This window comes from Pseudomonas sp. dw_358 (genome assembly GCF_018449655.1).
Taxonomy (GTDB): domain Bacteria; phylum Pseudomonadota; class Gammaproteobacteria; order Pseudomonadales; family Pseudomonadaceae; genus Aquipseudomonas.
Map to the genome: position 1 here is coordinate 401,478 of NZ_JAAVUX010000002.1, position 25,929 is coordinate 427,406.

Here is a 25,929-nt window from a genome sequence, read left to right on the forward strand (position 1 = left end):
TGAAATCCCTGCTTACGTGAGGAATTTTTACAGGACCCCAGCGCCGCTGTCTAGAGGCGCTGAAGCGTTTCATCTTGCTAGCACCCACTGTCTCCGGGCATTAGAAAGGGGCGCCTAGGACGCAGGACGGATCTGGGCAATCAGCCCCTCCAGCGAATAGCCAAGACGCGGCGCCAGCGCCTGTGCACGCTGGTTCAGGCCAGCGAGATCGAGGGTCTGATCGAGGTCGGCAGGCACCATCACGATGACGTTGCCCTCCTTGACCGCCAGCTCCCAGTAATGTCGATGGTAGAGGCCACGCAGCAGCGCGGCGCCCAAGGGTTTGCCGTCATCGCCAGCCCACTGGTTGATCACCAGCCAGCCGCCCGGGTTGAGGCGCTGCTGGCAGGCTTCGAGAAAACCCCAGGCCAGATGTGCGGAGGACGGGCCGGTGTCCGTATAGAGGTCGACGAAAATCAGATCGGCGGGTTCGGCACTGGGCAACAAAGTCAGGGCGTCACCTATACGAACATAGAGGCGCGGGTCATCGTCCAGGCCCAGGTACTCGATGGCCAGCCGCGGCACGTCCGGCCGCAACTCGATGCATTCGACGTCTTCGAGGGGCAGAAACTGCAGGCAGGCCTGGGTCAGGGTGCCAGCGCCCAGGCCCAGAAACAGCGCGCTTTCCGGTTGCAGGTGACACAGCGCACCAATCAGCATGGCACGGGTGTAATCGTATTCGAGCCAGCTGGGGTCGGCGGTGAACACGCAACTCTGCTCGATGGCATCGCCGAACTCGAGGAAGCGATAGTCTTCCACTTCCAGCACCCGAATCATGCCGAAGTCATCATGGACCTCGGCCAGAATCCGCTCGACACGCTCGCGTGCACCCTGATCATCGTTGTCGTCTTCCACCGCACCGGCTCGTCACGAAAGCTTGAAGGCGGGGATTGTCGGGCACCTTGGCCCTCAAGGCCAACTTTTATTCAAGGCGTCCTGCGCAAGCAGCGGACTGTTAACATGCGTATCTAACCAAAAACAACAGAGCCTGATCCCATGACCCAACCCTGGAGCCCTGCCAGCTGGCGCGCCCTGCCGATCCAGCAGCAACCCCGCTACCCCGACACCGCGCATCTGGCCAAGGTCGAGCAGAGCCTGGCCAGTTACCCCCCGCTGGTGTTTGCTGGCGAAGCCCGCGAATTGCGCCGCCAGTTCGCCGAGGTCACCGAGGGCCGGGCCTTCCTGCTGCAAGGAGGCGACTGCGCCGAAAGCTTCGCCGAGTTCTCGGCGGCGAAGATTCGCGACACCTTCAAGGTGCTGTTGCAGATGGCGATCATCATGACCTTCGCCGCGGCCTGCCCGGTGGTCAAGGTGGGGCGCATGGCCGGACAGTTCGCCAAGCCGCGCTCGGCCAACGATGAAACCATCGCCGGCGTGAGTCTGCCGGCTTACCGCGGCGATATCGTCAACGGCATCGGCTTCGACGAAAAAAGCCGCACGCCCGACCCGGAAAGGCTGGTGCAGGCCTACCACCAATCCACGGCCACGTTGAACCTGTTGCGCGCCTTCGCCCAAGGCGGGTTTGCCGACCTGCATCAGGTCCACAAATGGAACCTGGACTTCATCGCCAACTCGGCCCTGGCCGACAAATACCACCAGTTGGCCAACCGCATCGACGAAACCCTGGCCTTCATGCGCGCCTGCGGCATGGACAGCTCGCCGCAACTGCGCGAGACCTCCTTCTTCACTGCCCATGAGGCGCTGCTGCTCAACTACGAAGAAGCCTTCGTGCGCCGCGACAGTTTGACCCACGAGTTCTACGACTGCTCGGCCCACATGCTGTGGATCGGCGACCGCACACGCCAACTCGATGGCGCCCACGTCGAATTCCTGCGCGGGGTCAACAACCCCATCGGGGTCAAAGTAGGCCCGAGCATGAATGACGAGGATCTGCTGCGTCTGATCGACGTGCTCAACCCGGACAACGACCCCGGGCGCCTCAACCTGATCGCGCGCATGGGCGCCGACAAGGTCGGCGAGCATTTGCCACGACTGGTACGGGCGGTTCAACGCGAGGGCCGCAAGGTGCTGTGGAGCTCGGACCCGATGCACGGCAACACCATCAAGGCCAGCAGCGGTTACAAGACCCGTGATTTCGCGCAGATCCTCGCCGAGGTCAAGGCATTCTTCCAGGTGCATCAGGCCGAGGGCAGCCACGCCGGCGGCATCCATATCGAAATGACCGGGCAGAATGTCACCGAATGTATCGGCGGCGCCCGCCCCATCACCGAGGACGGCCTCTCGGACCGCTACCACACCCACTGCGACCCGCGCATGAACGCCGACCAGTCACTGGAACTGGCGTTCCTGATCGCCGAAACCCTCAAGCAAGTACGTAAATAGCTCACTTGCGCAGCGGGTCGTCCCAGAACGGCCGCTCGCTTTCTTCGAGGATGTCGGCGCGGCTCAGACCGATGTCCTTGAGATCGCTTTCCGTCAGTTTCGCCAGTTCCCTGCGCTGCCGGGCCAGTTCGTACCAGCGCAGCACGTGGCCCAGGCTGCGGCGCAGCGTGCCGGCAACGTCGCCTTCGCGGCGGATCAGTGCATAACCTTTTTGACCTTTCATCGTCTTGCCCTCCGTGTGGGATGGCTCGAGTCTCGTCTCGACGTTAAGATCAATCCAACGAATGTTTCTTATGCACTGCATCTAGGAGATTGATGAATGTCCCACTACCAGAGCATCGACTCCGAAGTGCTGCGCACCTTCGTCGCCATTGCCGATCACGGCGGGTTTACGCGCGCGGGAGAAATGGTCAATCGTACCCAGTCGGCCGTCAGCATGCAGATGAAGCGGCTGGAGGAAGACGTCCTGCAGCGTCGGCTGTTCGAGCGTGACGGGCGCCAGGTGCGCCTGACCGCCGAAGGACAGGTTCTGCTGGGGTACGCGCGGCGCATCCTCAAACTGCACAGCGAGGTGTTCACCACCCTGCGCGAACCGCACATGGTCGGTACGGTGCGCATCGGTACGCCGGATGATTATGCGATGCGCTTTTTGCCGGGGATTCTTTCCGGTTTTGCCCAGGCCTTCCCGCTGGTGCAGGTGGAAGTGCATTGCGAAAGCAGCAAGAACCTGCTGCAACGCCAAGACCTGGACTTGACCATCGTCACCCGTGAGCCCGGTCAGGAGGTCGGCCAGTTGTTGCGCCAGGAACGTTTTGTCTGGGCGCAGGCGGCAGGGTTCTATCCCCACGAACAGTCACCGATGCCGCTGGCCATGTTCAACAACGATTGCTTTTGCCGCGCCTGGGCCTGCAACGCGCTGGACGCCGAGCAAAGGCCCTACCGCATCGCCTATTCCAGCCCGAGCCTGTCAGCGATCATGGCGGTGGTCAGTGTCGGCCTGGCGGTGACTGCGCAGTTGCAGAGCCTGATCCCCGCGGACATGTGCGTGTTGGGCGAGGCCGAGGGGTTGCCCTTGCTGCCCATGGCCAACGTCATGCTGCTGCGCAACCCGAGCACCCAATCGCCCATGACCGAAACCCTGGCAGAGCACATCGCCGAGGGTTTCAGGCTTTGAGAAACAGCATCACCGCGCAGATCACCAGGAACACGCAGAAGGCGCTGCGCAGCAAGCGTTCGGGCAAGGCATAGGCGACTTTGACGCCCCAGCTGACGCTGAGAAGCCCGCCAACGGCCAACGGGATGCCCATGGCCCAGTCGACATGGCCATGCACGCCATAGGTCAGCAACGTCACTGCAGTACTGGGCGCCGCGAGGGCCAATGACAACCCCTGCGCCACCACTTGCGTGGTGCCGAACACACTGGTGAGTACAGGGGTGGCCAGAACGGCGCCGCCGACGCCGAAGAAACCGCCCAGCAGCCCTGACCCCGCACCCAGCGGCAGCAGCCATTGCCAAGGATGGCGCAGCTGGCTGCTGGGGGGCGGCTTGCGCAGAAACATCTGCAGGTAGTTATAGGCCGCCAATGCCAGCATGAACACGGCAAAGCCGATACGCATGGCATTGGCGTCCAGACGCACCGCCAGGGAGGAGCCGAGCGCCGCCGCAACCACGCCGGACAACCCCAGCGTCAGCGCGTGGCGCGGATTGATCGGCGTACGTTGATGGTAACGCCAGGTCGCCAGCATCACGTTAGGCACCACCATGACCAGCGCCGTGCCCTGGGCCAACTGCTGATCCATGCCGAACAACAGCGCCAGGGCCGGGATGGCAATCAAGCCGCCGCCAATGCCGAAGATGCCCCCAAGGGTGCCCATGCCCACGCCCAACACCAGATACAGCAACGCGTTGATCATCCTGCCCCCCATGGCCAATGGCAGGCATGGTAACAGCTGACCCTGAAACCTTGTGCAACACAAACGAACTCTGCACCCTCTTGCCGCTCGAATCACAGGAGAGCAGTTGCAAAACGACGCTACTGGCACTATTACCCGTTGCGTTAAAGGTCTGGACGCCCATTTCAGACGTACCATGAAACAAGGATCAGCATGAACGCCGACCGCCCGACCGCCGACAAATCCGCAGCCAGCTGCGACGACCTGCTGCTCGACAGCCAGATGTGCTTCGCGCTGTATTCCACCTCATTGCTGATGACCAAGGTCTACAAACCGCTGCTCCAGGCGTTGGGACTCACCTATCCGCAATATCTGGCCATGATGGTGCTGTGGGAAAAGGATGGGCTGACGGTAGGGGAAATCAGCACGCGCCTGCTGACCGATCCGGGCTCGTTGACACCATTGCTCAAACGCCTGGAAGTTGAAGGCCTGCTCAGCCGTACCCGCAGCCGTGAAGATGAACGTGTGGTGATCGTGCAATTGACCGATGACGGGCGCGCACTGCGGGAGAGGGCCCTGCATGTCCCCGGGTGCATCCTGGAGGCATCGGGTCAGTCGGTGGAGCGGTTGAAGGCATTGCAGGCGGAGTTGGTGCTGTTGCGGGGCAGCTTGCAGGATTCGCTATAGCGCGCGCAGGTCAGGGCAAAGAGGAAAGCCACAGGTGACCGTTCATCTCCCTGAAGACTTCACTTACACATTTAACTTGCGTGCTAACTTATTGCGAACTAAATTAAATGCACGTGCTACCGACAACGCTCATCAATCACCTGAAAGGGCCTCATCATGCAAGTTCTCTACACCGCATCCGCAACCTCCACGGGTGGCCGTGATGGCCACGCAGTTTCCAGTGACAACGTGCTCGACGTCAAACTCGCTACCCCCAAAGAATTGGGCGGTGCCGGTGGCGCAGCAACCAACCCCGAGCAATTGTTTGCTGCCGGCTACTCGGCATGCTTCATCGGCGCCCTGAAATTCGTCGCCGGCCAACAGAAGCAAGCGATCCCGACAAGCACCGCGATCACCGCCGAAGTCGGCATCGGCCAGATCGAGGGCGGTTTCGGCCTGGACATCGACCTGCGCATCAGCCTGCCTGGCCTTGAGCAAGCCACCGCCCAGGCACTGGTAGAGGCTGCTCACCAGGTCTGCCCTTACTCCAACGCCACCCGCGGCAATGTGGATGTACGCCTGCACGTCTCGGTGTAAATTCCGCCCATGAAAAAACCGACCTGAAGGTCGGTTTTTTTTGGACTGCGATTCAAGCAATGCCGTAAGGCTATTACTTGGCGCGGCCTTTGTACGAACCGCCTTCGCGGGTATCGATCTCGATCAGGTCGCCGATTTCGATGAAGTCAGCCACGCTCAGCTCGGTGCCGTTCTTCAGTTTGGCAGGCTTCATGACCTTGCCGGAAGTGTCGCCACGGGCCGAACCTTCGGTGTAGTCAACCTGACGCACGATGGTGGTCGGCAGCTCTACGGAAACCAGGCGCTCTTCAAAGAACACGGCTTCGCAGACATCGGTCATGCCTTCTTCGACGAAAGGCAGAACAGCCTCGATGTCTTCGGCGTTCAGTTCGTACATGGTGTAGTCGGATGTGTCCATGAACGTGTAGCTGTCACCGCTGATGAAGGACAGGGTCGCTTCCTTGCGGTCCAGGATCACGTCTTCCAGCTTGTCGTCGGCGCTGTATACGGTCTCGGTCTTGTAACCGGTCAGCAGGTTCTTCAGCTTGGTCTTCATGATCGCGCTGTTGCGACCCGACTTGGTGAATTCAGCCTTCTGCACCAGCCAAGGATCGTTGTCGATCTTGATCACGGTACCGGGTTTCAGTTCTTTACCAGTTTTCATACTTGAATCCGAATTTGAGGGGATTTACAAAATTCCAGGCCGCGTATCATATCCAATTTCGGTAAAACTGCACCAGCGCTGCGGCAAGGTCTGGCTGAACGGCGAGGTTGGCGCACCATTGCTCGGCCTGCAAGCGCAGCTCGACGCGGTGCAGGCATAGCACTGGCCAGGCCAGGCCCATGCCCTCGCCACGGCTCCAGGCGTGCATAAGCCCGCGCAGGGCATCCGCTGCTTGCGGGCTCAGCGCTCGAGTATATAGATGCAGCCAGGCATCGAGTTTGACGATGTGAGCGTCTTCTTCCTGCGGATAAATGTGCCACAGCATCGGCCGCGCCGCCCATTGCGCGCGGATGAACGAGTCTTCACCGCGCACCGCATTGAAATCGCAGCACCACAGCAAGCGGTCGTACTGGTCTTGGGAAATGAATGGCAACACATTGATCGTCAACTGACCCCGCACATGGAGGTCGCCTGCTTCCAGCCATTCGGCCCCCAGCCACCGCCTCACGTCATCCAGCACACGCCCTTCCGGGACCAGTAGTTGCGTCGCACCGAGGCCCGTCGCCATTGCATCGAGCCACTCGGCGACAGCGGCATTCTCATAGGCAAACAAAGACACCAGATGGGCCTCGGGCTGCCGTTCCACGCCCAGCCGGGCCAGGAATTCACGCTGCGCTTCGCGATCGCCTTGCAGGGCGTCACGCTGCGCCAGCAGGCCGCTTTCACGCAACAGGCCACCGGTACCGGGGACGAAGCCCGGAAAGAAGAAAAACTTCTGCAAGCGATTGGACTGCAAGGACGGAAGGGCATGGCAGCCCACCACCCAGTCTTCGGCGCTGAGGTATTCCAGGTTCAGCCACAGGCACGGCCGGGCGCGTGCAGCCATGGCGTCGATGTAAGGCGGCGGCAACTTGCAAGCGAAAGCGCCGATGACGACATCGGCCACTTCGGTGGCCTCCCATTCGGCAGGCCAGCGGCGCACTTGCACACCATGATGAAACTGCTGGTCGGCATGCGGGTCGGTGTCCGGGCACAAGCGCGCGAAGGGTTGCAGGTCGTCGACCCAGAGCCGCACCTGCACATCGTGCTCGGCCTGAAGCTGTCGAGCCAGGCGCCAGGTCACGCCGATGTCGCCATAGTTGTCGACCACGACGCAGAAAATATCCCAGTGTGGCTTCATGCCAGTCTCCAAGGCTTCAAAGCTCGCCAGTATGCCAGCGTTGTTCGCCGGTTGGCCCCTTTGGCATGCACTAGCGCCATCAGCCTGACGGACATGCGACAATGCCCGCACCTTCCAGCCTGTATGGAGCCTGCCATGTCCAGCCATCCGCGTCGCCTCGTCGTCCTGTCATTCAACGGGCCTAAATTGGTGCTGTGCATTGCCTTTGGCGTCTGGCTGGGGATCACGGCCGCTTCGCTCACCGCGTGGTACGCCTACAAGGCGCTCTACAGCGCCCCGCCCTCGACGCCCGTGGCCGCCGGGCCCGTGATTCGTCCCGAGCCACCGGTGACCTACACCCCGCAACCGGACGCCAGTGCACCGCTGCCAGCGCCCAACGCGCCCGCGCCGACGCCGGGTGATAGCGACAACGCCGTGATGTTCGACCAATACCAGAAGAACCTGCGCAACCAGCAACTCAACCAGGCCGAACAGGAAGCCCGCACCAACCCATTGAACAAAAACAACGCCAAGTGTCAGTTCTGGTTACAGCAAGCGCAGACCGCACCCACGGAAAAGAGCCGCGAAAACGTTGCACAGCTCTGCCAATAAACAGGGTGTCGAAATAAAGAGGCTCATGGCTGTGGATAAATCGTTGTTACAAGCGCTGATTGTCGAGCGCCTGACCCAGGACCTGGACGTCATTCAACGGGCTGCCCAGACCGCTTACGAAACAGCCACCCATGAAGAGAATATCGCCGAGAACAAATATGACACTTTAGGGCTGGAAGCGTCCTATCTTGCCACCGGGCAGGCCCGGCGCCTGGAAGAAATCCGCCAGGGACTGCAACAGTTCCAGAAGTTGCCAGCCTGGCTGCCAGGTGCCGAGCACACGATCGCCATGGGTGCCTTGGTGCTCCTCGAGGACGAGCACGAGAACCATCAGTGGTTGTTCCTGGGCCCCTCGGCAGCCGGACTCAAAGTACATCTCGCCGGCCATGCGATCACGGTCATCACGCCTATGTCGCCACTGGGCCACGCCTTGATGGGCAAGGCGCTCGATGATGAAATTGATATCAATGTGGCAGGAGTTCGCCAGCACTTTTTCATCTCTGACGTGCTTTGAACACCCTGTCCGGCCGCTGTCCGGGACGACCGTTCGTCTGTTCGGTCCGCCTGATGGTGCGCGGTGTAGCCGTTTTGAAAAATCCTGCGGCGTGACTTGGCATCGAACCTGCAATCTCCCTCCGGAACGTTTAGCTCGCACACCTGAGAGCGGTGCACGAATGCATTGGGGTGGCTGTCGAAGTGATCAGGTTCTGTAGGAGCTCAAGTCGACGGACGGTGTCAAGGACGCTGGTCAGCGGCCGATACCCCAATTGCCATGAGCGATCTTGACGGCATAGCACCTTGCCATTACGCTGACATCACTCTGAGAATTGGATCACGGTTTTTATGGTAACAAAACGGTTACACGATTTTGTTATGAGTTGAAAAGTATCGTGTTCCACCGTAGGCACCCCTGCTGAACATTGGATGGGCCTGGCGCTTACGGTTTATCCAATCTGCAGGCTTCGAGAGTGATCGTAGTGTGCGTTAGTTAAAGCTGAGTTTTTTGTTGAAGTAAGTCTGCAGCGTTTTGGGAGATGCTCCTGTTCGCGTAGTCGCGCATCGCTCAATGAATTCGCCAGTGACTCATGGCTGTCACTGACTCATTTTTATTGGCATTAAATACCTAAGGACAGGTGCCGCCACCGTAGGGCGGGCACCGGGTTAATTGAACTTATTGGGGCATCACTCATGGCGATTCAGCTGTTCGTACCTAAATTTCGTGTCGATGAATGTCTTGAGGCCATTCGTGAATGCCTTGAAAAAGGCTGGACCGGGATGGGTTTCAAAACCGAAACCATGGAAAGCGACTGGAAAAATTACACCGGTCTGCCCCACGCCCACTTTCTGAGCTCGAACACCGTCGGCCTCCATCTGGCGATCGAGCTGTTCAAGAAAAAGAATGGTTGGGCCGATGACGACGAAGTCATCACCACCCCGCTGACCTTCGTGTCCAGCAACCACGCGATCCTCTACGCCGGCATGAAGCCGGTGTTTGCCGATGTCGATCAATTCCTGTGCCTGGACCCGGAGAGCGTTGCTCGCCGCATCACCGCCAAGACCCGCGCGGTGGTCTTCGTCGGCATCGGTGGCAACACCGGCCAGTACGACAAGATCGCTGAACTGTGCCGCCAGCATGGTCTGAAACTGATTCTGGATGCTGCCCACATGGCAGGCAGCCGAGTCAAGGGCAAACACGTCGGGCAAGATGCCGACTGCACCGTCTTCAGCTTCCAGGCCGTGAAAAACCTGCCGACCGCCGACTCGGGCATGATCTGCTTCCGCGAACAGGAAGACGACGCCCGCGTACGCAAGCTGAGCTGGCTGGGTATCAACAAGGACACGTTTGCACGCACCGCGGCACAGGGTGCCTACAAATGGATGTATGACGTCGAGGAACTGGGCTACAAGTACCACGGCAACTCGATCATGGCCGCCATCGGTATTGTTCAGCTAAAGTACCTGGACCAGGACAACGCCTACCGTCGCCAACTGGCCAACTGGTACCGTGAAGGCCTGGCCGGCCAGGCCGGCATCCAGATCGTCGACGTTGCACCGGGTTGCGAGTCTTCGACGCACTTGCTGCAAATTCGCGTGAAAAACCGCGACGCCCTGCTGGGCGTGCTTAACAGCCACGACGTGTACCCAGGCGTGCACTACCGTGACAACACCGAATACGCACTGTACTCGTTCGGTGCGGGCACCTGCCCGAATGCCAAGGCTGCCAGCGAAGAAATCATGTCGCTGCCGTTGCACATGAGCCTGAGCAAGGCCGACGTCGACACGGTGTGTGAATTGCTGATTCGCTTTACCAACTGATAGCCCATGAACCCAGCTCGCGGCGGGGTTCCACGTTTCTGACAGCCCGACAGTGCTCGCAGTTATTGAGCGCTGCCTGGGCTGTTTTTTTATGCGCCTACCAAAACCAGAAGGGCAGATATTTGGGAGTGGGTTCCACGGCGAACTGCAGCTGGTAACCGGCCGCGTTGAACAAACAGGCGTCCATCGAGAAATACGCCAACAACCCGAAGCCCATTACGATCGCGTTCCGATAGGGATGTTTCAGCAGGCGCGGCATGATCAGCCAACGCCCCAGCAACAGCACCATGCTACCGCCCAGCAACCCCGCATAGTCAGGTTGTAATGCGGTTTTAGCCCAGTGATTGTACACATAGACAATCAACGCCATCCCCAGGCTGATCGCCGGGAGGTTCAGGCAAAAGCGCAAGAAGCCTTCGCGCACCCGCGCAAACATCCCTTCTCTGTCGACGAACACATACGCCGCCAATAAGGCAATGGCCGGAGTGATCGACATCACGTAGCGCAGTTTCTTCGAGTTGGGGATGGTGAACAGCACCAACACCGCCAGCAACCAGACCGCGAGATACAGCAACAACGTCGTGTCGGGATGACGGGGCGAACGAAAAAAGTGTTTGAACTGCTTGACGATCACACTCAAGGCGTAAAAAGCCGTCACTCCGTAAGTGGCCAGGCCGAGGGTGAAATAGAAGTAGTAGCGCGGGCCGTGGTCATTGGCGACTCGACCCAGCCCCTGCATCATCAACACATCCATCATGAACGGCTTGCCACCTTGCAGGTAGGCAGCCCCGATCAGTGCAACGAGGCAGACGAGCAATGTCAGCCCGGCCAGCACCAGAAACCAGAACAAACGGCGCCACTGCCGACTCAGCGCATAGTACGAGACCACGATGAGGGTCGGCCCGATCAGCCCCACCGGCCCGCGAAACGCAAAGCCCATGACCAGCGCGACAAAGACCAGCGGCAGACGTGAACGGCCTGGCTTCACATCGGTGACATACACCAGATAGAAACTGATCACCGCAAACAGCGCCGGATACACATCCAGCGCCTGGTAAGTCACCGCATCCAGAAATGCCCAGGTGAACAGCGCAAACAGCACGCCATACATGCCCCACTTCTTGTCGTGCAGCGCGCCGAGCTTATAGATGAATACCAACATCAATGAGGCGGCCATGGCAATCGGCAAGCCCATGGACAGAATGGACACACGCCCGAATGGCAGGGAAACCAGGTATTCCAAGAAGGTGTTACCGATGGTGTAATCGGGATAAGGCTTCAAGTCATCGGCAATGGGAAACAGCGTCACGCCGTGCGCAAGCATGTACTGGGTGAAGTCCACAAAGCGGGTGGTGTAACTCAGAATGGCGGGCTTGTACTGCAACCCCATCAACATCAGCAGGCTGCCGACAAAGACACTCCAACACGGTCTACTCGCCAACCGTCTTGCCACACTGTTCATACTCGGAGCGCCTTCCCTTGAAAGCGCGCAAGTTAACATGTGGTTACAATCGGCTGCCTGAACGACAGCTGACGGCGTGTTGCGTCAGCCCGGTCGCAGCTCATTCATAGCCCGTAACGCCGACCGCAACTTCGAACAGCCCCGCGTCTGCTTCCCCTTAGCCCGCCCCTCAAAAAAAATCGCCTCGGCGCACCTGTCGAAGGCTGGCAAGCGTCGCATGGCGTTTCTACGCGAACTCGAAATGGGGGGGGAGAAGTGGGGACAGATACCTGCAAAAACCAAAAAGCCCCGCAATGCGGGGCTCTCTGGGTACAATATGGCGGTGAAGAAGGGATTCGAACCCTTGATACAGTTTCCTGTATACACACTTTCCAGGCGTGCTCCTTCAGCCACTCGGACACTTCACCGTTTCCTGGCAAACCTGTTCAGCCTGCCAAGGCGCGCTAATGTAGTCGAAAGCGCCGCTGATGGCAAAGCTTTTTTGCAATATTTTCATGCGCTTAAGGCCAACGCCGAATCCTGCACCGTGGCGCCCGTGACCCACCGGTCAGTCACGGCGCTTTACCTGCCCCTCGGCGGTGGGTACCTTCAGCGCAAACAATACCGGGAACCACTGCCATGACCGACCTGATCCACTATCAACTGGAAGATGGCGTTGCCACCCTGACCTTGAGCAACGGCAAGGTCAACGCGATTTCCCCCGACCTGATTGCGGCGTTCAATGTCGCACTCGATCGTGCAGCCCAGGACCGCGCCGTGGTGGTCGTTACCGGGCAGCCGGGCATCCTCTCGGCCGGCTATGACCTCAAGGTCATGACCTCCAGCCCGCAGAACGCTGTCGCGCTGGTGACCGCCGGTTCGACCCTGTCGCGGCGCCTGCTGAGCCACCCCTTTCCCGTCATGGTCGCCTGCACCGGTCATGCAGTGGCCAAGGGAGCATTTCTGCTGCTGTCGGCCGACTATCGCATCGGCGTTTCAGGGCCTTTCCACATCGGCCTGAACGAAGTGCAGATCGGCATGACCATGCACCACGCCGGCATCGAGCTGGCCCGAGACCGCCTGCGCCGTTCGGCATTTCACCGTTCGGTGATCAATGGCGAGATGTTCAGCCCCGAAAAAGCCGTAGACGCCGGCTTCCTCGATCAAGTAGTCAGCCCCGAGCAACTGCGCGAGGCCACCCTGGCCATGGCCGCTCAACTGAAAAAAATCAACATGACCGCGCACCGCAACACCAAGCTCAAGGTGCGCAAGGAACTGTTGCAGGCGCTGGATACGGCGATCCAGCTGGACCAGACCCTGTAGGCACCCTCGAATGGGTGAACCTCAAGTTAATTGCGGGTTCCGATGGAAGCAGCCACTCTGGCGGCCGTCCAACTGCCACCTGATCAAGAAGTCACGCCATGGGTCGAATCGTCGCCGCTGCCGTTTATAACGAAGGCAAGAAAGTCTGCAACATCAGCCTCGATGAAGGTGCCAAGTGGGCCCATACGCCTGGGCACTTCGTCTGGATCGGCCTGGAGCAACCCGATCAAGAGCAGATGCACCTGCTGCAAAGCCAATTCCAGCTGCATGAACTGGCCATCGAGGATGCGTTGGAGGTGCACAGCCGGCCCAAGCTGGAAACCTTTGGCGACGCACTGTTTATCGTGACCTATTCGCCCATCCGCGAAAACGGCAGGCTGGAGTTCGTCGAGACTCACATCTTCGCCGGGCGCGGTTATGTGATCACCTGCCGCAATGGTCACTCCAAATCCTACGCTCAGGTGCGTCAACGCTGCGAGGCGCGCCCTCTGTTGCTGGCCCATGGCGAGGATTTCGTGCTGTATGCCCTGCTGGATTTCGTCACCTTGTGCTACCAACCCATCGGCGAATCCATCCACGCCGAAGTCGAGGAGATCGAGCGCACGGTTTTGAGCGCGGAGATGCGTGAGGCCGATATCCAGAAACTGCACAGCCTGCGCCGTGACCTGCTGCGGCTGCATCGCTACGTATCACCCATGGTCGAGATTGGCGAGGAGCTACAGCGCCTGGACTTCCCGTTCATCGACAAGAACATGCGCCCGTACTTTCGCGACGTGCAGATTCACGTCAACCGGCAGATGGAAGATTTCAACATCATGCGCGACATCGCCAGCCAGACCATCGAGATCGGTGTGCTGCTGGAGTCCTCTCGGCAGAGCCTGGTACAGCGCAAATTCGCCGCCTGGGCGGCGATCCTGGCCTTCCCCACCGCCATTGCCGGCATCTATGGGATGAACTTTCAGAACATGCCAGAGCTGACCTGGCACTACGGCTATTACACGGTGCTGGGGGTGATCGTGGTCGGCTGTGGCAGTTTGTATGCGAGCTTCAAACGGTCTGGCTGGTTGTGAGCTTCAAGGCCGCATAACGGCCCGATGGCCTCATTCGGGTGTCGCCACAAACCTCATCATCCACTCGGCCACTGTCGGGCCATGGTGATCGCGGGACAGGCTTACGATGGCCTTGCCGTACAACGCCTCACCCAAGTGCGCCTGGCGTACTTCCAACAGCGCCCGCGAGTAATCATGGATGAACTCCGGATGGCCCTGGAAACACAGCACCTGATTGCCGATGTGGTAAGCGGCAAAGGGGCAGAACGCACTGGAAGCCAGCACTTCGGCGCCCTCGGGCAGGCGGGTGACTTGATCCTGATGGCTGATCAACAGCTCCAGCGCCTCCAATGGCGGCGACATCCAGCTTTCATCCCGCTTGAGTTCGTACTGGTGTACACCCACACCCCAGCCTTGCGCCGCCCGCTCGGTGTGGCCGCCCAAGGTCAGCGCCAGCAGTTGATGACCAAAGCAGACCCCCAGCAACTTGTCGCCACGCCGGTAGCGCTCCAGCAGGTAGGTTTTGAGCGTCTGAATCCACGGGTCGCTGCCGAATGAATCGGCCTTGCTCCCAGTGACCAGATAGGCATCGAAGTGCTCGGTGTCGGCTGGGTATTGACCCGCTACCACGTCATAGATCGTGCAATCGGCTGCCAGCGGCTGGCTCTGGAAGAGCCTGACGAACATTTGACCGTAGCCCTGGTAGCGCTCGACGAACTCTGGACGTACGTCATCGGTTTGCAGGATGCAGATGCGTAATGACATAAATAGACCTAAAACGATGAAAAACGAAAAATAACGATCAAAGCGTGCCTCGATTAATGTTCGTAATGCGATAGGGACACATCCGGCCACCCTGATGAACGGTCACCCCAGGCTGACGCCAGTGATTTGGCACCTGAACGGTCTAGCCGGGGCACCTGCGCCGACATGGCCGGAGGCCTTATTGCAATAGACACTTTTAATTTAAGCCCACTATATAAATTGATTCTAAGCCAAGCCCGCTGCGGCCTCTAAGGTTACAGGAGTCATCCCCCTTACCCTGCGGACGACAGTCATCGGCGCCCATGGCCTGAGGCCCGAACGGTAACCCCTGCGGGGCAAAACAACAACAAAGGCAATCGTCATGTTCAAACATTCGAAGGTTCGTCAGGCCGGGCTCATCGTCGCCGCCACCACGTTATTGCTGATCTTGCCCAACGTCGGCCGGCTGTTTGGCTGACTCATCAAGCACTGCTTCGCCCCTCCAGAAACACAACCGCCGCCCGAAGGCGGCAGTGGGTGCCTTGTAGCGTAGCCGATGATCAGCCTTGAGTCTGGCTTTGCGTCTGGTTCAAGCCGGGCCCGAAGCCTTGGACCTGCACCCCTGCCGTCGGCGTGACCACTACCTTGGCGTGCATCTGCTCGAAGCCACCCCCACGGCGCATGCCGCGTACCGGGCAGGCGTCCAGGTAATCCAGGCCGACCGCCAGCTTGAGGTGCCGCTCCGGGCGCGACAGCTGATTGGTTACATCGAAACTGTACCAGGCATCATCCAGCCAGGCCTCGGCCCACGCATGGCTGGCCAGGTGTTCGCTGTTCTCTGTGAACAGGTAGCCCGACACGTAGCGCGCTGGCACGCCCAGGCTGCGAGCGCAGGCGATGAAGGCGTGGGTGTGGTCCTGGCAGACCCCGGTGCGGCTGGCAAATGCCTCGGCGGCGCTGGTTTCCACCTCGGTGGCACCGGGTGTATAGGTGATGTGATGGTTCAAGGCCTGCATCAGATCGATCAGGGCATTGCGGTCCTTGTGCTTGCACTGCTCGGCCGCGAACGCACGGATCGCGTCATCGGCTTCGGTCAGGCGGGTGAAGCGCAGGAAAGGCAATGGCGACTGCGTCTCGTGCTCCGCTTCACGGGTCTCGTCGATTTCGACCTGTCCACGGGCGCCGATGATGATGGCGTTGTGCGGATCATCAATGGTCAGGACGTGAAGAATATTACCGAATGGATCGACCTGGGCCTTGACGGGGCGAGGCAGGTCCAATTGCCAGCTGAGCACGTGCTGGCGCTCGCTGTCGTGGGGAGTCAGGCGCAGGTACTGAATGCTCGCTCGTACTTCGTCATCATAGTGATAGGCAGTTTCGTGACTGATCGAAAGTCTCATACAGCCTCCAGATAAGAGCTGTGAATTGCGTTGCCCAACTGGGCGACCAGCGGGATTAATTCGTTCAACCATTCATGCAGACCCTCATCGAGGATCTCGCCGATGCCGGTGTAGCGCAGACGCGCATCCAGCTCGGCGGCCATGCGCTGCGCGGGCCGACCGTTGGCGCCTGGCAGCACGCCAAGGATGATGTTGATCTCCTCGGTGCAGGCACGCAGAGAACGCGGCACATCGGCGCGCAGCAACAGCATTTCGGCCACCGGCCGCGCCGCCGGGGCGTCGCGGTAAATCTCGGTGTACGCCTCGAACGACGACAGCGCGCGCAACAGCGCGCTCCACTGGTAATAACCCCGTGCAGAGCTGTCGTCTACCAGTTCGGCATCATCGCCGAGCATTTCGTAACGCGCATCGAGCAGGCGCAAGGTGTTGTCGGCTCGCTCGATGAACGTACCCAGACGAATGAACCGGAAGGCATCGTTGCGCATGATGGTGCCGTAGGTGGCACCCCGGAACAGGTGCGAACGCTCCTTGATCCACTCGCAAAAACGACTCATGCCGTAACGGCTCAATCCCTGTTCGGCAATCCCGCGGATCTCCAGCCAAGTGGCGTTGATGTTTTCCCACATGTCGGCGGTGATGCGACCGCGTACGGCGTGGGCCGAGGCCCGGGCGGCCCCCAGGCAGCTGTAGAGGCTGGCCGGGTTGGCCGCATCCAGCGCGAAGAAGTGCAGCAGGCGTTCGGCGTGGAGCTGGCCGTGACGCTCGAGGTAGTCATCCAGGGTACCGGTAATCAGCAGCGGCATGGCGATTTCATCCAGGCCATCCCCGCGACCGTCCTGGGGCATCAGCGACAGCGAGTAACTGACGTCAAGCATGCGCGCCAGGTTTTCGGCCCGCTCCAGGTAACGCGACATCCAATACAGATCCGAGGCAGTTCTACTTAGCATTTGGCACGCATCCTTAGTCCTCGACTACCCATGTGTCCTTGGTTCCGCCGCCCTGGGACGAGTTGACCACCAAGGAACCCTCGCGCAGCGCTACCCGGGTCAGGCCGCCCGGGACCACGCGGGTTTCGCGGCCAGCCAGAACGAACGGACGCAGGTCGATGTGGCGCGGTGCAATACCGTTCTCGACGAAGGTCGGACAGGTGGACAGGCACAGCGTCGGCTGGGCGATGTAGGCATGGGGCCTGGCTTTCAGGCGCGCACGGAAATTCTCGATCTCCGCGGCCGTGGCGGCCGGCCCGACCAGCATGCCGTAACCTCCGGAGCCCTGGGTTTCCTTGACCACCAGATCCGGCAGGTTGGCCAGAACGTGGGACAGCTCTTCGGGCTTGCGGCACTGATAAGTGGGCACGTTCTTGAGGATCGGCTCTTCATCCAGATAAAAGCGAATCATGTCGGTGACAAACGGATACACCGACTTGTCGTCCGCCACGCCGGTGCCGATGGCGTTGGCCAGCACCACGTTGCCCGAACGGTAAGCCGACAGCAGGCCCGGCACGCCGAGCATGGACTCGGGGTTGAATGCCAACGGATCAAGGAAGGCATCGTCCAGGCGACGGTAGATGACATCCACCGCCTTGGGCCCGTCCGTGGTGCGCATGAATACCTTGTCGTCGCGCACGAACAGGTCGGCCCCTTCCACCAGCTCCACGCCCATCTCGCGGGCCAGAAAAGCATGCTCGAAGAAGGCGCTGTTGAAACGGCCGGGGGTCAGCACCACCACGCTGGGGTTGTCCAGCGGGCTGGAGCTTTTCAAGGTATCGAGCAACAGGTTCGGGTAGTGATCGATGGGGGCGATGCGCTGAGCCGCGAACAGCTCGGGGAACAGGCGCATCATCATTTTGCGGTCTTCGAGCATGTAGCTCACGCCGCTGGGGGTGCGCAGGTTGTCTTCCAGCACGTAATAAGTGCCATCACCGTCGCGCACCAGGTCGACACCGGAAATGTGCGAATAAATATCCCGATGCAGGTTGAGCCCCTGCATTGCCAACTGGTACTGCTCGTTGGCCAGCACCTGCTCGGCAGGGATGATCCCGGCCTTGATGATGCGCTGGTCGTGATACAGGTCGGCCAGAAACATGTTCAGCGCCTTGACCCGCTGGATGCAGCCGCGCTCGACGATGCGCCACTCGCTGGCTGGAATGCTGCGCGGAATGGTGTCGAAGGGGATCAACCGCTCGGTGCCCTGCTCGTCGCCATACAGCGTGAACGTAATGCCGGCACGATGAAATAACAGGTCGGCTTCGCGTCGGCGCTGCGCGAGCAGCTCGTCTGGCGTGTCAGCCAGCCAGCGCGCGAACTCCCGGTAGTGCGGGCGGACCTGGCCGCCTGCGTCGTACATCTCATCATAAAAGGTGCGGTTCATGCCGTACTCCTTGTCACCCGGACCCTAGAGCCTTCGCAAGGCCCGTGCCATCGGCATTTATTCTTTAAAATCAACCAGTTGAAAAGACGAAAGACCCATTACGCACCAATCCAGTGCGGTTCGGGATTCAACTGAACGGGTGGCGCCTCATTGCGAAGCGCCGGGGATGTGGCATTTGTCTATCGGAAGCATAGACAGAGTTGATTTCAAAGACCTGCACGTGTCGTTAATAATTCATCCACCAGGCGGAGATTTTTTGACACGGGTCTCTGGCCGCGAACTTCCCTTTTGGCCACCTTGCTCGCAAGGTGGCCATTTTTTTCCGTCCGATGTGGACAACCCGGCCGATCGAGGCCGGCCGGGCTCACCTGTCACGCATTGATACGACGAATCTCCTGTTTGACGCCCCAGCCTTCGATTTCACCGCCCAAGGGCTCGATCACGGCTTCGAAGTCGTGTTCGAACTCACCGATGCCACCGTATGTGGCGTACATCAACTTGCTCAGTTCCAGGTGCCAGCCGCCATCGTCCTTTTCACTGACCTGCGCGTTCAGTGATTCGCCTCGAAACTTCCCCGCGGCCCTGCGGGCACAGTCTTCATCGGGAAAAGTGGCGTAGAACTCGATGGGGTGAATGCGGGCGAAATCGAAACCGCCCTCTTTCATGCGGCGTAACACGTGGGTGCTGATGTCTTCTTGATGGGCTGTGCTCATGAATCGTCCTCCTCACGTTTAACGACGGATAGACTTTCAGTACTGCCAGGATGACGCCAGCCTACGGCATGAACGTCCCCTGCTCAGCCACGGGCGCGGCTGGCCTAAAGCAAACAAGACAGGATCGTGACAATCCTGTCAGCAGAGTAACGCGGCGGGTGCGCCGTTGCTAGGGGCGCAAAAAAAACGTTTCAGGCGACGGCCACCCCTTCACTGATGTTGGTGATGGTGACGCCATTCTGAGTCTTGAGCGTCTTGGCGGTGGGCGCTGAGTCGCGACCCTCGAAGTCGTTGAGGTCCAATTCCGCGGTCACAGGAAACAATCGGGCGCGAACCAGCTGCGCCGCCTCTTCGATAGAGGGGCATTCGGCGAACTGGACGTCCATTTCACGGGAAACGCCATCTTGATCGCTGTAGCTGATTTTCCACTGTTTCATTGTTGTGTATCTCCTCGGCTGGAAGATGGGGCTGCATGAGAATGGACCGAGGGGTGGGGGTATCGTTCAGGTCGTACGCCGAATGGAGAGCACGGCGCCGCCCGCGCTCACAAAAAAGGCCCCGAAGGGCCCTTGATGCTTACTTGCTGGGCACCACCCCGGCGGTGTTGTCCAACAGGCTCTTGGTCGCCGTCTGGATAAACGAATCAAGCTTGCGACGCAGGTCTGGAATGTCCGGCGCGTCGATGATCTCGGCCTTCGGCGTGCGACCCAGCTCATAGTGGTAAAGCTTGGCCGGCATGTCCTTGGGCTCGACCAGAATGCGGTCACCCGAGATGATCGCCACGGTCTGCTCGTTACCCGATGGCTTGATCACACCGAAGCCCTTGTCCCCTTCCGGCAGGTTGAGCAGGTCACGGCCCCAGCACTGGTTGCGGGTTTCGCCGCCCAGACGCCCCATGATGGTGGGGACGATGTCGATCTGCGTGCCAACGGTATGGCTGACGGCGCCGAACTTGTCCTGGATGCCCGGCGCGATCATCAGCATCGGCACGTTGAAGCGGCCCAGGTCCATCTCGGTGATCTGCTGGTCGTTGCCGAACCCGTGGTCACCCACCAGGATGAACAGGGTGTCCTTGAAGTAGGCTTCTTTCCTGGCCTTCTCGAAGAACTGCCCGACCGCCCAGTCGGCATAGCGCATGGCGGTCAAGTGCTGGTCCAGCGTACCGTGGCCGGTGACGCGCTCCACCGGCAAGTCCTTGGGCAAGGCATAAGGCACGTGGTTGGACAGCGTCTGCAGCAAGGCATAGAACGGTTTGCCGGCTTTTTCCCGGGCGATCAGTTCCTGGTTGCCACGGTCGAACATATCCTGGTCGGAAACGCCCCAGGTCGGGTCCGAGAACACCGGATTGATGAAGTCGTTACGGCCGATGAAAGTGGTCATGCCCTGGTTGCTGAAGAAACCGGACTGGTTATCCCAGGCGAAGTCACCGTTATAGACATACACGTCGTTGTACTTGCGGGCACTGAGCAGCGCCGGCAGGCCGGACAGTTTGTGGGCACCCTCCGGGGTCTGCATCAGGTATTCGAACCCCGGCAGGTTGGGAAAGCAGCCCATGGTGGCGAACATGCCCTGGTGGGTGTGGGTGCCGTTGGAGAAGAAGTGGTCGAACAGCAGCCCCTCCTTGGCCAGTTTGTCGAAGTACGGGGTGATGCCCGACTCGTCGCCCAGCGCACCGACCGAGTGGCCGGCGAAGCTCTCCATGAGGATCACCACCACGTTTTTGATCGGCAGGGTGTTCTGCTCGGGCGGCGTGAAGTCGCGGCGCACGGCGGCGATGTCGCTGTCCACCAGTTTGTCGTTGGGGGTCAGCAGCATGTCGCGCACGGTCTGCTGGGCCTCGGCCACCGGCAAGGTACCCTTCCAGATGTTGTCGCGCTCGTCGGACATCTGGCTCTTGGCCGCGTTGATCAGCTGCAGGGTGCCGTTGAGGCCCAGCTGGTTGGCGAAGTTCGAGTCGGTGGTATAGGCGTCGCCCCAGCGCAGGGGCGGGCCCTGACGCAGCGTGCCACGACCGGCGAGGACAATGACGCCCAGCACCAGCACCATGACGCCAATGCGCAGGTACCACGACGCCGCCGGGCGGCCGACAGTGGCTTCCGGGGCAACTGCGCGCGGGCGGGTCAGGCGGTCGATGCCCTTGAACACCAGGCTCAGCAACCAGGTCACGAAAAACCAGGCCAGCAGGTAACGCACCACCGGGTAGCCGTACCAGATCATGCTCAGAACGGTCTTGGGGTCTTCCTTGACGTACTGGAACACCAGGCCGTTGAGGCGCTGATGGAACTCGCGGTAGAAGTCCATTTCCATCAACCCGAGGAACAGGAAGAGGCTGGAGGTGACCGTGAGCCAGAAGCGCCAGAGCCCACGCATGGCCATCAGCCGTGGGATGACCAGCGCCAGCGCCAGCGGAATCAGGGTGTAGGCCACCAGCCGCAGGTCGAAGCGCAGGCCGTTGCCGAAGGCTTCGACGAAGGTCGACGCGGGCGTCGTCAGAATCATCTCGCGGTTGTAGGCCAGCAGCGCCAGGCGCAGCAGGCTGAGCAGCAGCATGATAGCCACGCCGCTGAGCAGCATGTAGGCAAGGTGCGATTTGACGGTCGGTTGCAGGCGTTGCTGGCCCCGCTTTTGACCCAAGGCGTCCGTATTAGCCATGTCAGGGAAGGATCCGTTCAGTTCGAATAATAATGAGTGTGCAATGCACAGCGGCGCACATCTTACAGAGCCGGCGATTGTCAGGGATGATTTGTGAAAAACTTGTTATGTTTTTGACAGTGAAATGACAGGTAACAATTGCCGCCGCCCACGTTGCATGGGCGGCGGCGGCGGCCTACAGCCGGACGTTGCCACGGGGGCCGGCAATGGCCCAGATGATCAGCCCCAGCACCGGCAGCAAGAGAATCAGCAGGGTCCACAGGACCTTCATACCGACCTCGGCGGAGCTTTTGAACACGTTGAGGATGGCCCAGATATCCAGCGCAAGGATGATCAGGCCGACGAGGCTGTTGAAGGTGGAACCCATGGTGGATGCTCCTGAGGATGGTTTGCCATCATTAGGAGCGTTGGTGATGGCAAAGGGTTCCCTGACCTCACACCACGTTGGTGCGCAACGCTTCCAACGCCGGCGCAGCCTGAATCTGCAACTGCGCACACAGGGCCAACACCCGCGGTACATCTTCGCCAAACACCAGCACCATCTGTATTTCGTCATCCAGCAACTGACTGAAGTCCAACAGCACATAGCCACCACGGTCCTGGCTCAGCGCGCCCATCTGCACCTGAATGCGATTGAGCGCCGTCAACGCTTCGACCTTGGCCAGTTGTTTGGGCTTGATGTTGAAGGTCACGCCGGGGCCGAAGGAATCAATGATCTGCTGCAGCAGATCACCGTAACTGTCGGCCTGAAACAGCACCGTCTCCGGCAGGCTGCCCACCACCACCCATTCGCCCAGGCTGATCGGGAACGTGTCATCGTAATTGACGTCAGGGTTAGCGGCCAGAAAGCCTGCGGGGTCGGCATATGCCTGAGCGGCCTCGTCGGCAATGCGTTGAATATCGGCGTCGGCCAGGCAGCCCGAGCTGATCTTGCCCAGCAATTCGACGAGGAGAGGTTTCATGATCGGCCAGCCTGGTGGAAAAAAGGGCGCAAAGAATAACCAGATTTGCGCCTTTCGGACAGCGACCGGTCAGCCGGCGAGGCTCTGCAATTGCGCGACGGTGTCCTGCGCGCCCATGGCCTGCGCCGCACCCAGCGCCGTGATGCCTTTAGCGTCGCGGGCGTGCGGATTGGCGCCACGGCCGAGCAGATAGTCAACGATGGCCACGCGGTTGAACATGGCTGCCATCATCAATGCGGTACGACCATCGGCGGAGGCCCCCTCGACGTCGGCACCGTGTTCCACCAGCACCTGCACCACCGGCAAGTCGCCTTTGAAGGCGGCTCCGGCGATCGGGCTCTGGCCGTTATCGTTACGGATTTCCGGGTCGGCCTTGTGTTCCAGCAGGACACGCACGGCGTTCAGATGGCCGTGATAGCTGGCGAGCATCAGCAGGGTATCGCCCTTGTGATTGCGCAGGTTGGCCGGCAGCCCTTTCTCCAGCAAGCGCTGGAGCATGGCGGCATCGCCTTGACGGGCCTTGTCGAAGACCTGCTCGGCAAATTCGGCCGCTTCGTCTTCGTTCATCTGCCGGGCATCTTGCGTCGTGGACATGTGTGTCTCCTGGAGGGCGAAAGTGTGAAGAGTGTCGCGAAACCCGCGGGCAGGCGCCAACGGGATTTACCTATGGCCACGCTGCACGGAATTAATGAGCGATTCAGGGTCATAGACAGTAGGCGGCACGGGAAAATTTCCCCGCCGACGGCGCTGTTTTTCCCACCCTCCTTCGAATTCGACTGTGGCCGCCGCGCAAAATGCAGGGTGCACGAATGGCATTCATGCAAAATGCACGAAAGGCAAAAATTCTTACGGATTTAACTAACTGATTTTAAAGGGAATTTTATTTCTCGAAAGCTGGCACGTTGACTGCACTCCTCCTTAGCAAGTCTGCAAACCTAAAGCCAGGAGCTGCCAATGAACTTCCTTCAAGAAAAATTCGCATCCGTTTTCGCCGAATACGAAGTGGTCACTCAGCCGCGCCCGGATGGTGCTGTCCTGCTGACATTGCGTGACGGTGAAGGCAAACAGATCCGCCGCTCCATTTCCTACGCGCAGTTGAACACCCCTGAGCAATTGTCATGGGTCATCAGCGCCATTCGCCGCGACCTCGCCGGTCAAGCCAGCGAACTGCCGGCTATCAGCCTGCTGCAAAGCCAGAACCGTTTCGCCCTGCCGACCTACCATTCGGCCTGATCGTCAAGTAAATGATTGTGGGGTCAAACGGCCCCACTCAGCCTTTCCTGCCTGTACCCTCTGACCGCCTTACCTGATCGCAGTTCAGTCTTCCAGCCGTGGAAAACCGCTGGCGATTTCCTCTCCGGTGAATGTCAGCACAGCCCCTTCGACACTTTCGCCCAGGCGAAGGGTCACGAAGTTCGGCGCTTCTCCCATGTCCAGCCAATGGGCAACCCCTGCCGGTATCACGATAAGGTCGTGCTTTTCGCACAGAACCGCGTAGACGTATTTGTCGATGTGCAGGGAAAACAGCCCGCGCCCGCTGATGAAAAACCGCGCTCGATCCTCGTTGAGTCGATGCTCGCCCAGTAACCGATCAGGGCGCTCGGCCGCGTCCACCGGCAAGCGGCTGGAGCGCGCCACCTTGACGGTTTGGTAACCGCGTTCGGTCATCAGTCGATCGACTGGCTGCTGATAGGCGGTGATCATCTGCGAGTCGCTACTGTCTTGGCTGATGACCGCATCGGTCTGCCATTGGGCAAATTGCACACCGTGGACCGCCAGGGTCGAATTGATGTCCTCGGCGTGGGTCAGGATCTTGTTCGGCAGCTCGGGGCTCGACTCGTGGTAAACCGTCAAGATGCTCATAAGGCCGTCCTCTGTGAGGTGAAATACAGGATGATTGCTGCGATCAAGGCGACGACGCTGGCAATACCGAAGGTCAGGCTTGGGCCCAGGGTGTGCCAACTGTAACCGGAATAAAGCGCGCCCACGGCACCACCGGTGCCGGACAGCGCGGCGTAGAGAGCTTGGCCCTGGCCTTGTTCACGGCTGCCGAAACTGCGCTGGACGTAGGCAATGGCCGAGGCATGGAAGCTGGCAAAGGTTGCCGCGTGGAGAATCTGGGCAAACAACAGCAGGCCGAGGTACTGGGCAAAACTGCCTAGCACAACCCAGCGCAGCGCCGCCAGCAGGAAGCTGCCGATCAGCACCTGGCGCACGGTAAAGCGGGCCAGCATCCGGCCCATGACCATGAACATCAGCACTTCGGCCACCACACCCAACGCCCACAACAGGCCGATCACCCCCCGGCTGTAGCCGACCTGATCAAGGTGCAGGGTCAGAAACGTGTTATAGGGGCCATGGCTGATCTGCATCAGCGCCACGCAGACAAAGAACACCAGCACTTCGCGGCGCCTCAACTGACGCAGGAAGCCCTCCCCCACTCCCTTTTCCGCGTGCTCCACGGGCTGGGCATTGGGCACCCAGCAGCTGGCCACGACGATCCCGGCCATGATGAGCAGCACGCCATAGGGGTACAGGTCCAGAGTCTGCCATTCGAACAGACGACCCAACCCCACCACGGCCAGAATGAAACCGATGGAGCCCCACAGGCGGATCTGGCTGTAACGGGCGGTTTGCCCCTTGAGGTGCGCCAGGGTCAGGGTTTCCGCCTGGGGCAGCACCGCGTGCCAGAAAAACGCGTGCAGGGCCATGACCATGGCCAGCCACGCATAGGATTTTGCGAAGAAGATCAACGAAAATGTCAGCAAGGTGCAAACCGCGCCGACCCGCACGATCGTCAGGCGTCGGCCGGTGACATCACCCAGCCAGCCCCACAGGTTGGGAGCCACGCAGCGCATGAGCATGGGGATGGCCACCAGTTCGCCAATGCGCGCGCTGGCGAACCCCAGGTGATCGAAATACAGCGCCAGGTACGGCGCGGTGGCCCCCAGCAGGGCGAAATAGCACAGGTAGAAACTGGACAGCCGCCAGTAAGGCAGCGGCGCCAT

Annotated in this window: 28 protein-coding genes and 1 tRNA gene; 10 read left to right on the forward strand and 19 right to left on the reverse strand. The window is 60.1% G+C overall.

The annotated features are described in order from the left end of the window. Positions 1-114: 114 nt before the first annotated feature. Complete coding sequence (locus tag HB675_RS05405; protein ID WP_213876580.1) at positions 115-816, reverse strand: spermidine synthase; 702 nt, start codon at positions 814-816, stop codon at positions 115-117. A gap of 219 nt (positions 817-1,035) precedes the next feature. Here HB675_RS05405 and HB675_RS05410 point away from each other — a divergent pair, with 219 nt between their 5' ends. Next, positions 1,036-2,382: a 3-deoxy-7-phosphoheptulonate synthase class II gene (locus HB675_RS05410; RefSeq protein WP_213876433.1), complete on the forward strand. Its 1,347-nt coding sequence runs from the start codon at positions 1,036-1,038 to the stop codon at positions 2,380-2,382. Between the two features lies 1 nt (position 2,383). Here HB675_RS05410 and HB675_RS05415 read toward each other — a convergent pair whose 3' ends face one another. Then, complete coding sequence (locus HB675_RS05415) at positions 2,384-2,605, reverse strand: DUF1127 domain-containing protein (protein ID WP_256737466.1); 222 nt, start codon at positions 2,603-2,605, stop codon at positions 2,384-2,386. 96 nt (positions 2,606-2,701) lie between these two features. On the opposite strand from HB675_RS05415, the gene HB675_RS05420 reads away from it, so the two are divergent. Next, positions 2,702-3,556 (forward strand): LysR family transcriptional regulator, encoded by an 855-nt coding sequence (locus HB675_RS05420; protein WP_213876437.1) that lies wholly within the window; start codon positions 2,702-2,704, stop codon positions 3,554-3,556. Here HB675_RS05420 and HB675_RS05425 read toward each other — a convergent pair. Beyond that, on the reverse strand, positions 3,546-4,295 hold the full coding sequence (locus tag HB675_RS05425) for a sulfite exporter TauE/SafE family protein (protein ID WP_213876439.1): 750 nt from the start codon (positions 4,293-4,295) through the stop codon (positions 3,546-3,548). The two genes, HB675_RS05420 and HB675_RS05425, sit on opposite strands and share 11 nt — an antisense overlap. Before the next feature lie 192 nt (positions 4,296-4,487). Here HB675_RS05425 and HB675_RS05430 point away from each other — a divergent pair, with 192 nt between their 5' ends. Together HB675_RS05430 and HB675_RS05435 are read left to right on the forward strand one after the other, a co-directional pair. Next, positions 4,488-4,961, forward strand: a complete 474-nt coding sequence (locus tag HB675_RS05430) for a MarR family transcriptional regulator (RefSeq protein ID WP_213876440.1) — start codon at positions 4,488-4,490, stop codon at positions 4,959-4,961. Positions 4,962-5,117: 156 nt separating this feature from the next. Further along, positions 5,118-5,537: an organic hydroperoxide resistance protein gene (locus HB675_RS05435; RefSeq protein WP_213876442.1), complete on the forward strand. Its 420-nt coding sequence runs from the start codon at positions 5,118-5,120 to the stop codon at positions 5,535-5,537. Between the two features lie 73 nt (positions 5,538-5,610). On the opposite strand, the gene HB675_RS05440 is transcribed toward HB675_RS05435, so the two are convergent. Both HB675_RS05440 and earP read right to left on the reverse strand, forming a co-directional pair. Then, positions 5,611-6,180 (reverse strand): elongation factor P, encoded by a 570-nt coding sequence (locus HB675_RS05440; protein ID WP_213876444.1) that lies wholly within the window; start codon positions 6,178-6,180, stop codon positions 5,611-5,613. Positions 6,181-6,226: 46 nt separating this feature from the next. Then, positions 6,227-7,360 (reverse strand): elongation factor P maturation arginine rhamnosyltransferase EarP, encoded by a 1,134-nt coding sequence (earP, locus tag HB675_RS05445; protein WP_213876446.1) that lies wholly within the window; start codon positions 7,358-7,360, stop codon positions 6,227-6,229. A 135-nt stretch (positions 7,361-7,495) separates the two neighbouring features. Between earP and HB675_RS05450 the strand changes: the two genes are divergently transcribed. From HB675_RS05450 to HB675_RS05460, 3 genes are all read left to right on the forward strand, one after another. Continuing rightward, a complete protein-coding gene (locus HB675_RS05450; RefSeq protein WP_256737467.1) occupies positions 7,496-7,951 on the forward strand; it encodes a hypothetical protein in 456 nt (151 codons plus the stop codon). Between the two features lie 31 nt (positions 7,952-7,982). Beyond that, positions 7,983-8,465, forward strand: coding sequence for a GreA/GreB family elongation factor (locus HB675_RS05455; protein ID WP_213876584.1), 483 nt, complete (start codon positions 7,983-7,985; stop codon positions 8,463-8,465). Positions 8,466-9,139: 674 nt separating this feature from the next. Continuing rightward, positions 9,140-10,267 carry a DegT/DnrJ/EryC1/StrS family aminotransferase gene (locus HB675_RS05460; protein WP_213876448.1) on the forward strand — a complete coding sequence of 376 codons (1,128 nt, stop codon included), beginning with the start codon at positions 9,140-9,142 and terminating at the stop codon, positions 10,265-10,267. Positions 10,268-10,364: 97 nt separating this feature from the next. On the opposite strand, the gene HB675_RS05465 is transcribed toward HB675_RS05460, so the two are convergent. Next, entirely contained in the window at positions 10,365-11,729 is a 1,365-nt protein-coding gene (locus tag HB675_RS05465) for a hypothetical protein (protein WP_213876450.1), read from the reverse strand. A 317-nt stretch (positions 11,730-12,046) separates the two neighbouring features. Then, positions 12,047-12,136 (reverse strand) — tRNA-Ser (locus tag HB675_RS05470). Between the two features lie 211 nt (positions 12,137-12,347). On the opposite strand from HB675_RS05470, the gene HB675_RS05475 reads away from it, so the two are divergent. After that, entirely contained in the window at positions 12,348-13,031 is a 684-nt protein-coding gene (locus tag HB675_RS05475; protein WP_213876451.1) for a crotonase/enoyl-CoA hydratase family protein, read from the forward strand. Between the two features lie 98 nt (positions 13,032-13,129). Next, the gene (locus HB675_RS05480; protein ID WP_213876453.1) at positions 13,130-14,101 is read left to right on the forward strand and encodes a magnesium and cobalt transport protein CorA; all 972 of its coding nucleotides are present in this window, start codon (positions 13,130-13,132) and stop codon (positions 14,099-14,101) included. Positions 14,102-14,131: 30 nt separating this feature from the next. Here HB675_RS05480 and HB675_RS05485 read toward each other — a convergent pair whose 3' ends face one another. The 10 genes from HB675_RS05485 to HB675_RS05530 form a co-directional block, all read right to left on the reverse strand. Continuing rightward, positions 14,132-14,845 (reverse strand): amidotransferase, encoded by a 714-nt coding sequence (locus tag HB675_RS05485; protein WP_213876455.1) that lies wholly within the window; start codon positions 14,843-14,845, stop codon positions 14,132-14,134. Between the two features lie 539 nt (positions 14,846-15,384). Continuing rightward, complete coding sequence (locus HB675_RS05490; RefSeq protein WP_213876457.1) at positions 15,385-16,224, reverse strand: transglutaminase family protein; 840 nt, start codon at positions 16,222-16,224, stop codon at positions 15,385-15,387. Continuing rightward, complete coding sequence (locus HB675_RS05495) at positions 16,221-17,171, reverse strand: alpha-E domain-containing protein (RefSeq protein ID WP_213876458.1); 951 nt, start codon at positions 17,169-17,171, stop codon at positions 16,221-16,223. Before HB675_RS05495 ends, HB675_RS05490 begins: the two co-directional genes overlap by 4 nt. A 13-nt stretch (positions 17,172-17,184) precedes the next feature. Beyond that, positions 17,185-18,594, reverse strand: a complete 1,410-nt coding sequence (locus tag HB675_RS05500; RefSeq protein WP_213876459.1) for a circularly permuted type 2 ATP-grasp protein — start codon at positions 18,592-18,594, stop codon at positions 17,185-17,187. A gap of 371 nt (positions 18,595-18,965) precedes the next feature. Further along, positions 18,966-19,307 (reverse strand): ribonuclease E inhibitor RraB, encoded by a 342-nt coding sequence (locus HB675_RS05505; RefSeq protein WP_213876460.1) that lies wholly within the window; start codon positions 19,305-19,307, stop codon positions 18,966-18,968. Positions 19,308-19,498: 191 nt separating this feature from the next. Continuing rightward, on the reverse strand, positions 19,499-19,744 hold the full coding sequence (locus HB675_RS05510; protein ID WP_213876461.1) for a hypothetical protein: 246 nt from the start codon (positions 19,742-19,744) through the stop codon (positions 19,499-19,501). 139 nt (positions 19,745-19,883) lie between these two features. Beyond that, the gene (locus HB675_RS05515) at positions 19,884-21,959 is read right to left on the reverse strand and encodes an LTA synthase family protein (RefSeq protein ID WP_213876462.1); all 2,076 of its coding nucleotides are present in this window, start codon (positions 21,957-21,959) and stop codon (positions 19,884-19,886) included. 175 nt (positions 21,960-22,134) lie between these two features. After that, positions 22,135-22,326 carry a PLDc N-terminal domain-containing protein gene (locus HB675_RS05520; RefSeq protein WP_213876463.1) on the reverse strand — a complete coding sequence of 64 codons (192 nt, stop codon included), beginning with the start codon at positions 22,324-22,326 and terminating at the stop codon, positions 22,135-22,137. 67 nt (positions 22,327-22,393) lie between these two features. Beyond that, on the reverse strand, positions 22,394-22,921 hold the full coding sequence (locus HB675_RS05525) for a hypothetical protein (RefSeq protein WP_213876464.1): 528 nt from the start codon (positions 22,919-22,921) through the stop codon (positions 22,394-22,396). Positions 22,922-22,990: 69 nt separating this feature from the next. Beyond that, positions 22,991-23,515, reverse strand: a complete 525-nt coding sequence (locus HB675_RS05530; RefSeq protein WP_213876466.1) for an ankyrin repeat domain-containing protein — start codon at positions 23,513-23,515, stop codon at positions 22,991-22,993. A gap of 360 nt (positions 23,516-23,875) precedes the next feature. Here HB675_RS05530 and HB675_RS05535 point away from each other — a divergent pair, with 360 nt between their 5' ends. Next, on the forward strand, positions 23,876-24,154 hold the full coding sequence (locus HB675_RS05535) for a DUF3509 domain-containing protein (RefSeq protein ID WP_213876467.1): 279 nt from the start codon (positions 23,876-23,878) through the stop codon (positions 24,152-24,154). Between the two features lie 84 nt (positions 24,155-24,238). On the opposite strand, the gene HB675_RS05540 is transcribed toward HB675_RS05535, so the two are convergent. Both HB675_RS05540 and HB675_RS05545 read right to left on the reverse strand, forming a co-directional pair. Continuing rightward, the gene (locus HB675_RS05540) at positions 24,239-24,784 is read right to left on the reverse strand and encodes an acireductone dioxygenase (RefSeq protein WP_213876469.1); all 546 of its coding nucleotides are present in this window, start codon (positions 24,782-24,784) and stop codon (positions 24,239-24,241) included. Beyond that, a complete protein-coding gene (locus HB675_RS05545; RefSeq protein ID WP_213876471.1) occupies positions 24,781-25,929 on the reverse strand; it encodes an MFS transporter in 1,149 nt (382 codons plus the stop codon). Before HB675_RS05545 ends, HB675_RS05540 begins: the two co-directional genes overlap by 4 nt.

Bases quoted from the DNA above. Each gene is read 5' to 3' on its own strand.
- HB675_RS05405 (WP_213876580.1), bottom strand. From the start codon at position 816: ATGATTCGGGTGCTGGAAGTGGAAGACTATCGCTTCCTCGAGTTCGGC.
- HB675_RS05410 (WP_213876433.1), top strand. From the start codon at position 1,036: ATGACCCAACCCTGGAGCCCTGCCAGCTGGCGCGCCCTGCCGATCCAG.
- HB675_RS05415 (WP_256737466.1), bottom strand. From the start codon at position 2,605: ATGAAAGGTCAAAAAGGTTATGCACTGATCCGCCGCGAAGGCGACGTT.
- HB675_RS05420 (WP_213876437.1), top strand. From the start codon at position 2,702: ATGTCCCACTACCAGAGCATCGACTCCGAAGTGCTGCGCACCTTCGTC.
- HB675_RS05425 (WP_213876439.1), bottom strand. From the start codon at position 4,295: ATGATCAACGCGTTGCTGTATCTGGTGTTGGGCGTGGGCATGGGCACC.
- HB675_RS05430 (WP_213876440.1), top strand. From the start codon at position 4,488: ATGAACGCCGACCGCCCGACCGCCGACAAATCCGCAGCCAGCTGCGAC.
- HB675_RS05435 (WP_213876442.1), top strand. From the start codon at position 5,118: ATGCAAGTTCTCTACACCGCATCCGCAACCTCCACGGGTGGCCGTGAT.
- HB675_RS05440 (WP_213876444.1), bottom strand. From the start codon at position 6,180: ATGAAAACTGGTAAAGAACTGAAACCCGGTACCGTGATCAAGATCGAC.
- earP (WP_213876446.1), bottom strand. From the start codon at position 7,360: ATGAAGCCACACTGGGATATTTTCTGCGTCGTGGTCGACAACTATGGC.
- HB675_RS05450 (WP_256737467.1), top strand. From the start codon at position 7,496: ATGTCCAGCCATCCGCGTCGCCTCGTCGTCCTGTCATTCAACGGGCCT.
- HB675_RS05460 (WP_213876448.1), top strand. From the start codon at position 9,140: ATGGCGATTCAGCTGTTCGTACCTAAATTTCGTGTCGATGAATGTCTT.
- HB675_RS05465 (WP_213876450.1), bottom strand. From the start codon at position 11,729: ATGAACAGTGTGGCAAGACGGTTGGCGAGTAGACCGTGTTGGAGTGTC.
- HB675_RS05475 (WP_213876451.1), top strand. From the start codon at position 12,348: ATGACCGACCTGATCCACTATCAACTGGAAGATGGCGTTGCCACCCTG.
- HB675_RS05480 (WP_213876453.1), top strand. From the start codon at position 13,130: ATGGGTCGAATCGTCGCCGCTGCCGTTTATAACGAAGGCAAGAAAGTC.
- HB675_RS05485 (WP_213876455.1), bottom strand. From the start codon at position 14,845: ATGTCATTACGCATCTGCATCCTGCAAACCGATGACGTACGTCCAGAG.
- HB675_RS05490 (WP_213876457.1), bottom strand. From the start codon at position 16,224: ATGAGACTTTCGATCAGTCACGAAACTGCCTATCACTATGATGACGAA.
- HB675_RS05495 (WP_213876458.1), bottom strand. From the start codon at position 17,171: ATGCTAAGTAGAACTGCCTCGGATCTGTATTGGATGTCGCGTTACCTG.
- HB675_RS05500 (WP_213876459.1), bottom strand. From the start codon at position 18,594: ATGAACCGCACCTTTTATGATGAGATGTACGACGCAGGCGGCCAGGTC.
- HB675_RS05505 (WP_213876460.1), bottom strand. From the start codon at position 19,307: ATGAGCACAGCCCATCAAGAAGACATCAGCACCCACGTGTTACGCCGC.
- HB675_RS05510 (WP_213876461.1), bottom strand. From the start codon at position 19,744: ATGAAACAGTGGAAAATCAGCTACAGCGATCAAGATGGCGTTTCCCGT.
- HB675_RS05515 (WP_213876462.1), bottom strand. From the start codon at position 21,959: ATGGCTAATACGGACGCCTTGGGTCAAAAGCGGGGCCAGCAACGCCTG.
- HB675_RS05520 (WP_213876463.1), bottom strand. From the start codon at position 22,326: ATGGGTTCCACCTTCAACAGCCTCGTCGGCCTGATCATCCTTGCGCTG.
- HB675_RS05525 (WP_213876464.1), bottom strand. From the start codon at position 22,921: ATGAAACCTCTCCTCGTCGAATTGCTGGGCAAGATCAGCTCGGGCTGC.
- HB675_RS05530 (WP_213876466.1), bottom strand. From the start codon at position 23,515: ATGTCCACGACGCAAGATGCCCGGCAGATGAACGAAGACGAAGCGGCC.
- HB675_RS05535 (WP_213876467.1), top strand. From the start codon at position 23,876: ATGAACTTCCTTCAAGAAAAATTCGCATCCGTTTTCGCCGAATACGAA.
- HB675_RS05540 (WP_213876469.1), bottom strand. From the start codon at position 24,784: ATGAGCATCTTGACGGTTTACCACGAGTCGAGCCCCGAGCTGCCGAAC.
- HB675_RS05545 (WP_213876471.1), bottom strand. From the start codon at position 25,929: ATGGCGCCGCTGCCTTACTGGCGGCTGTCCAGTTTCTACCTGTGCTAT.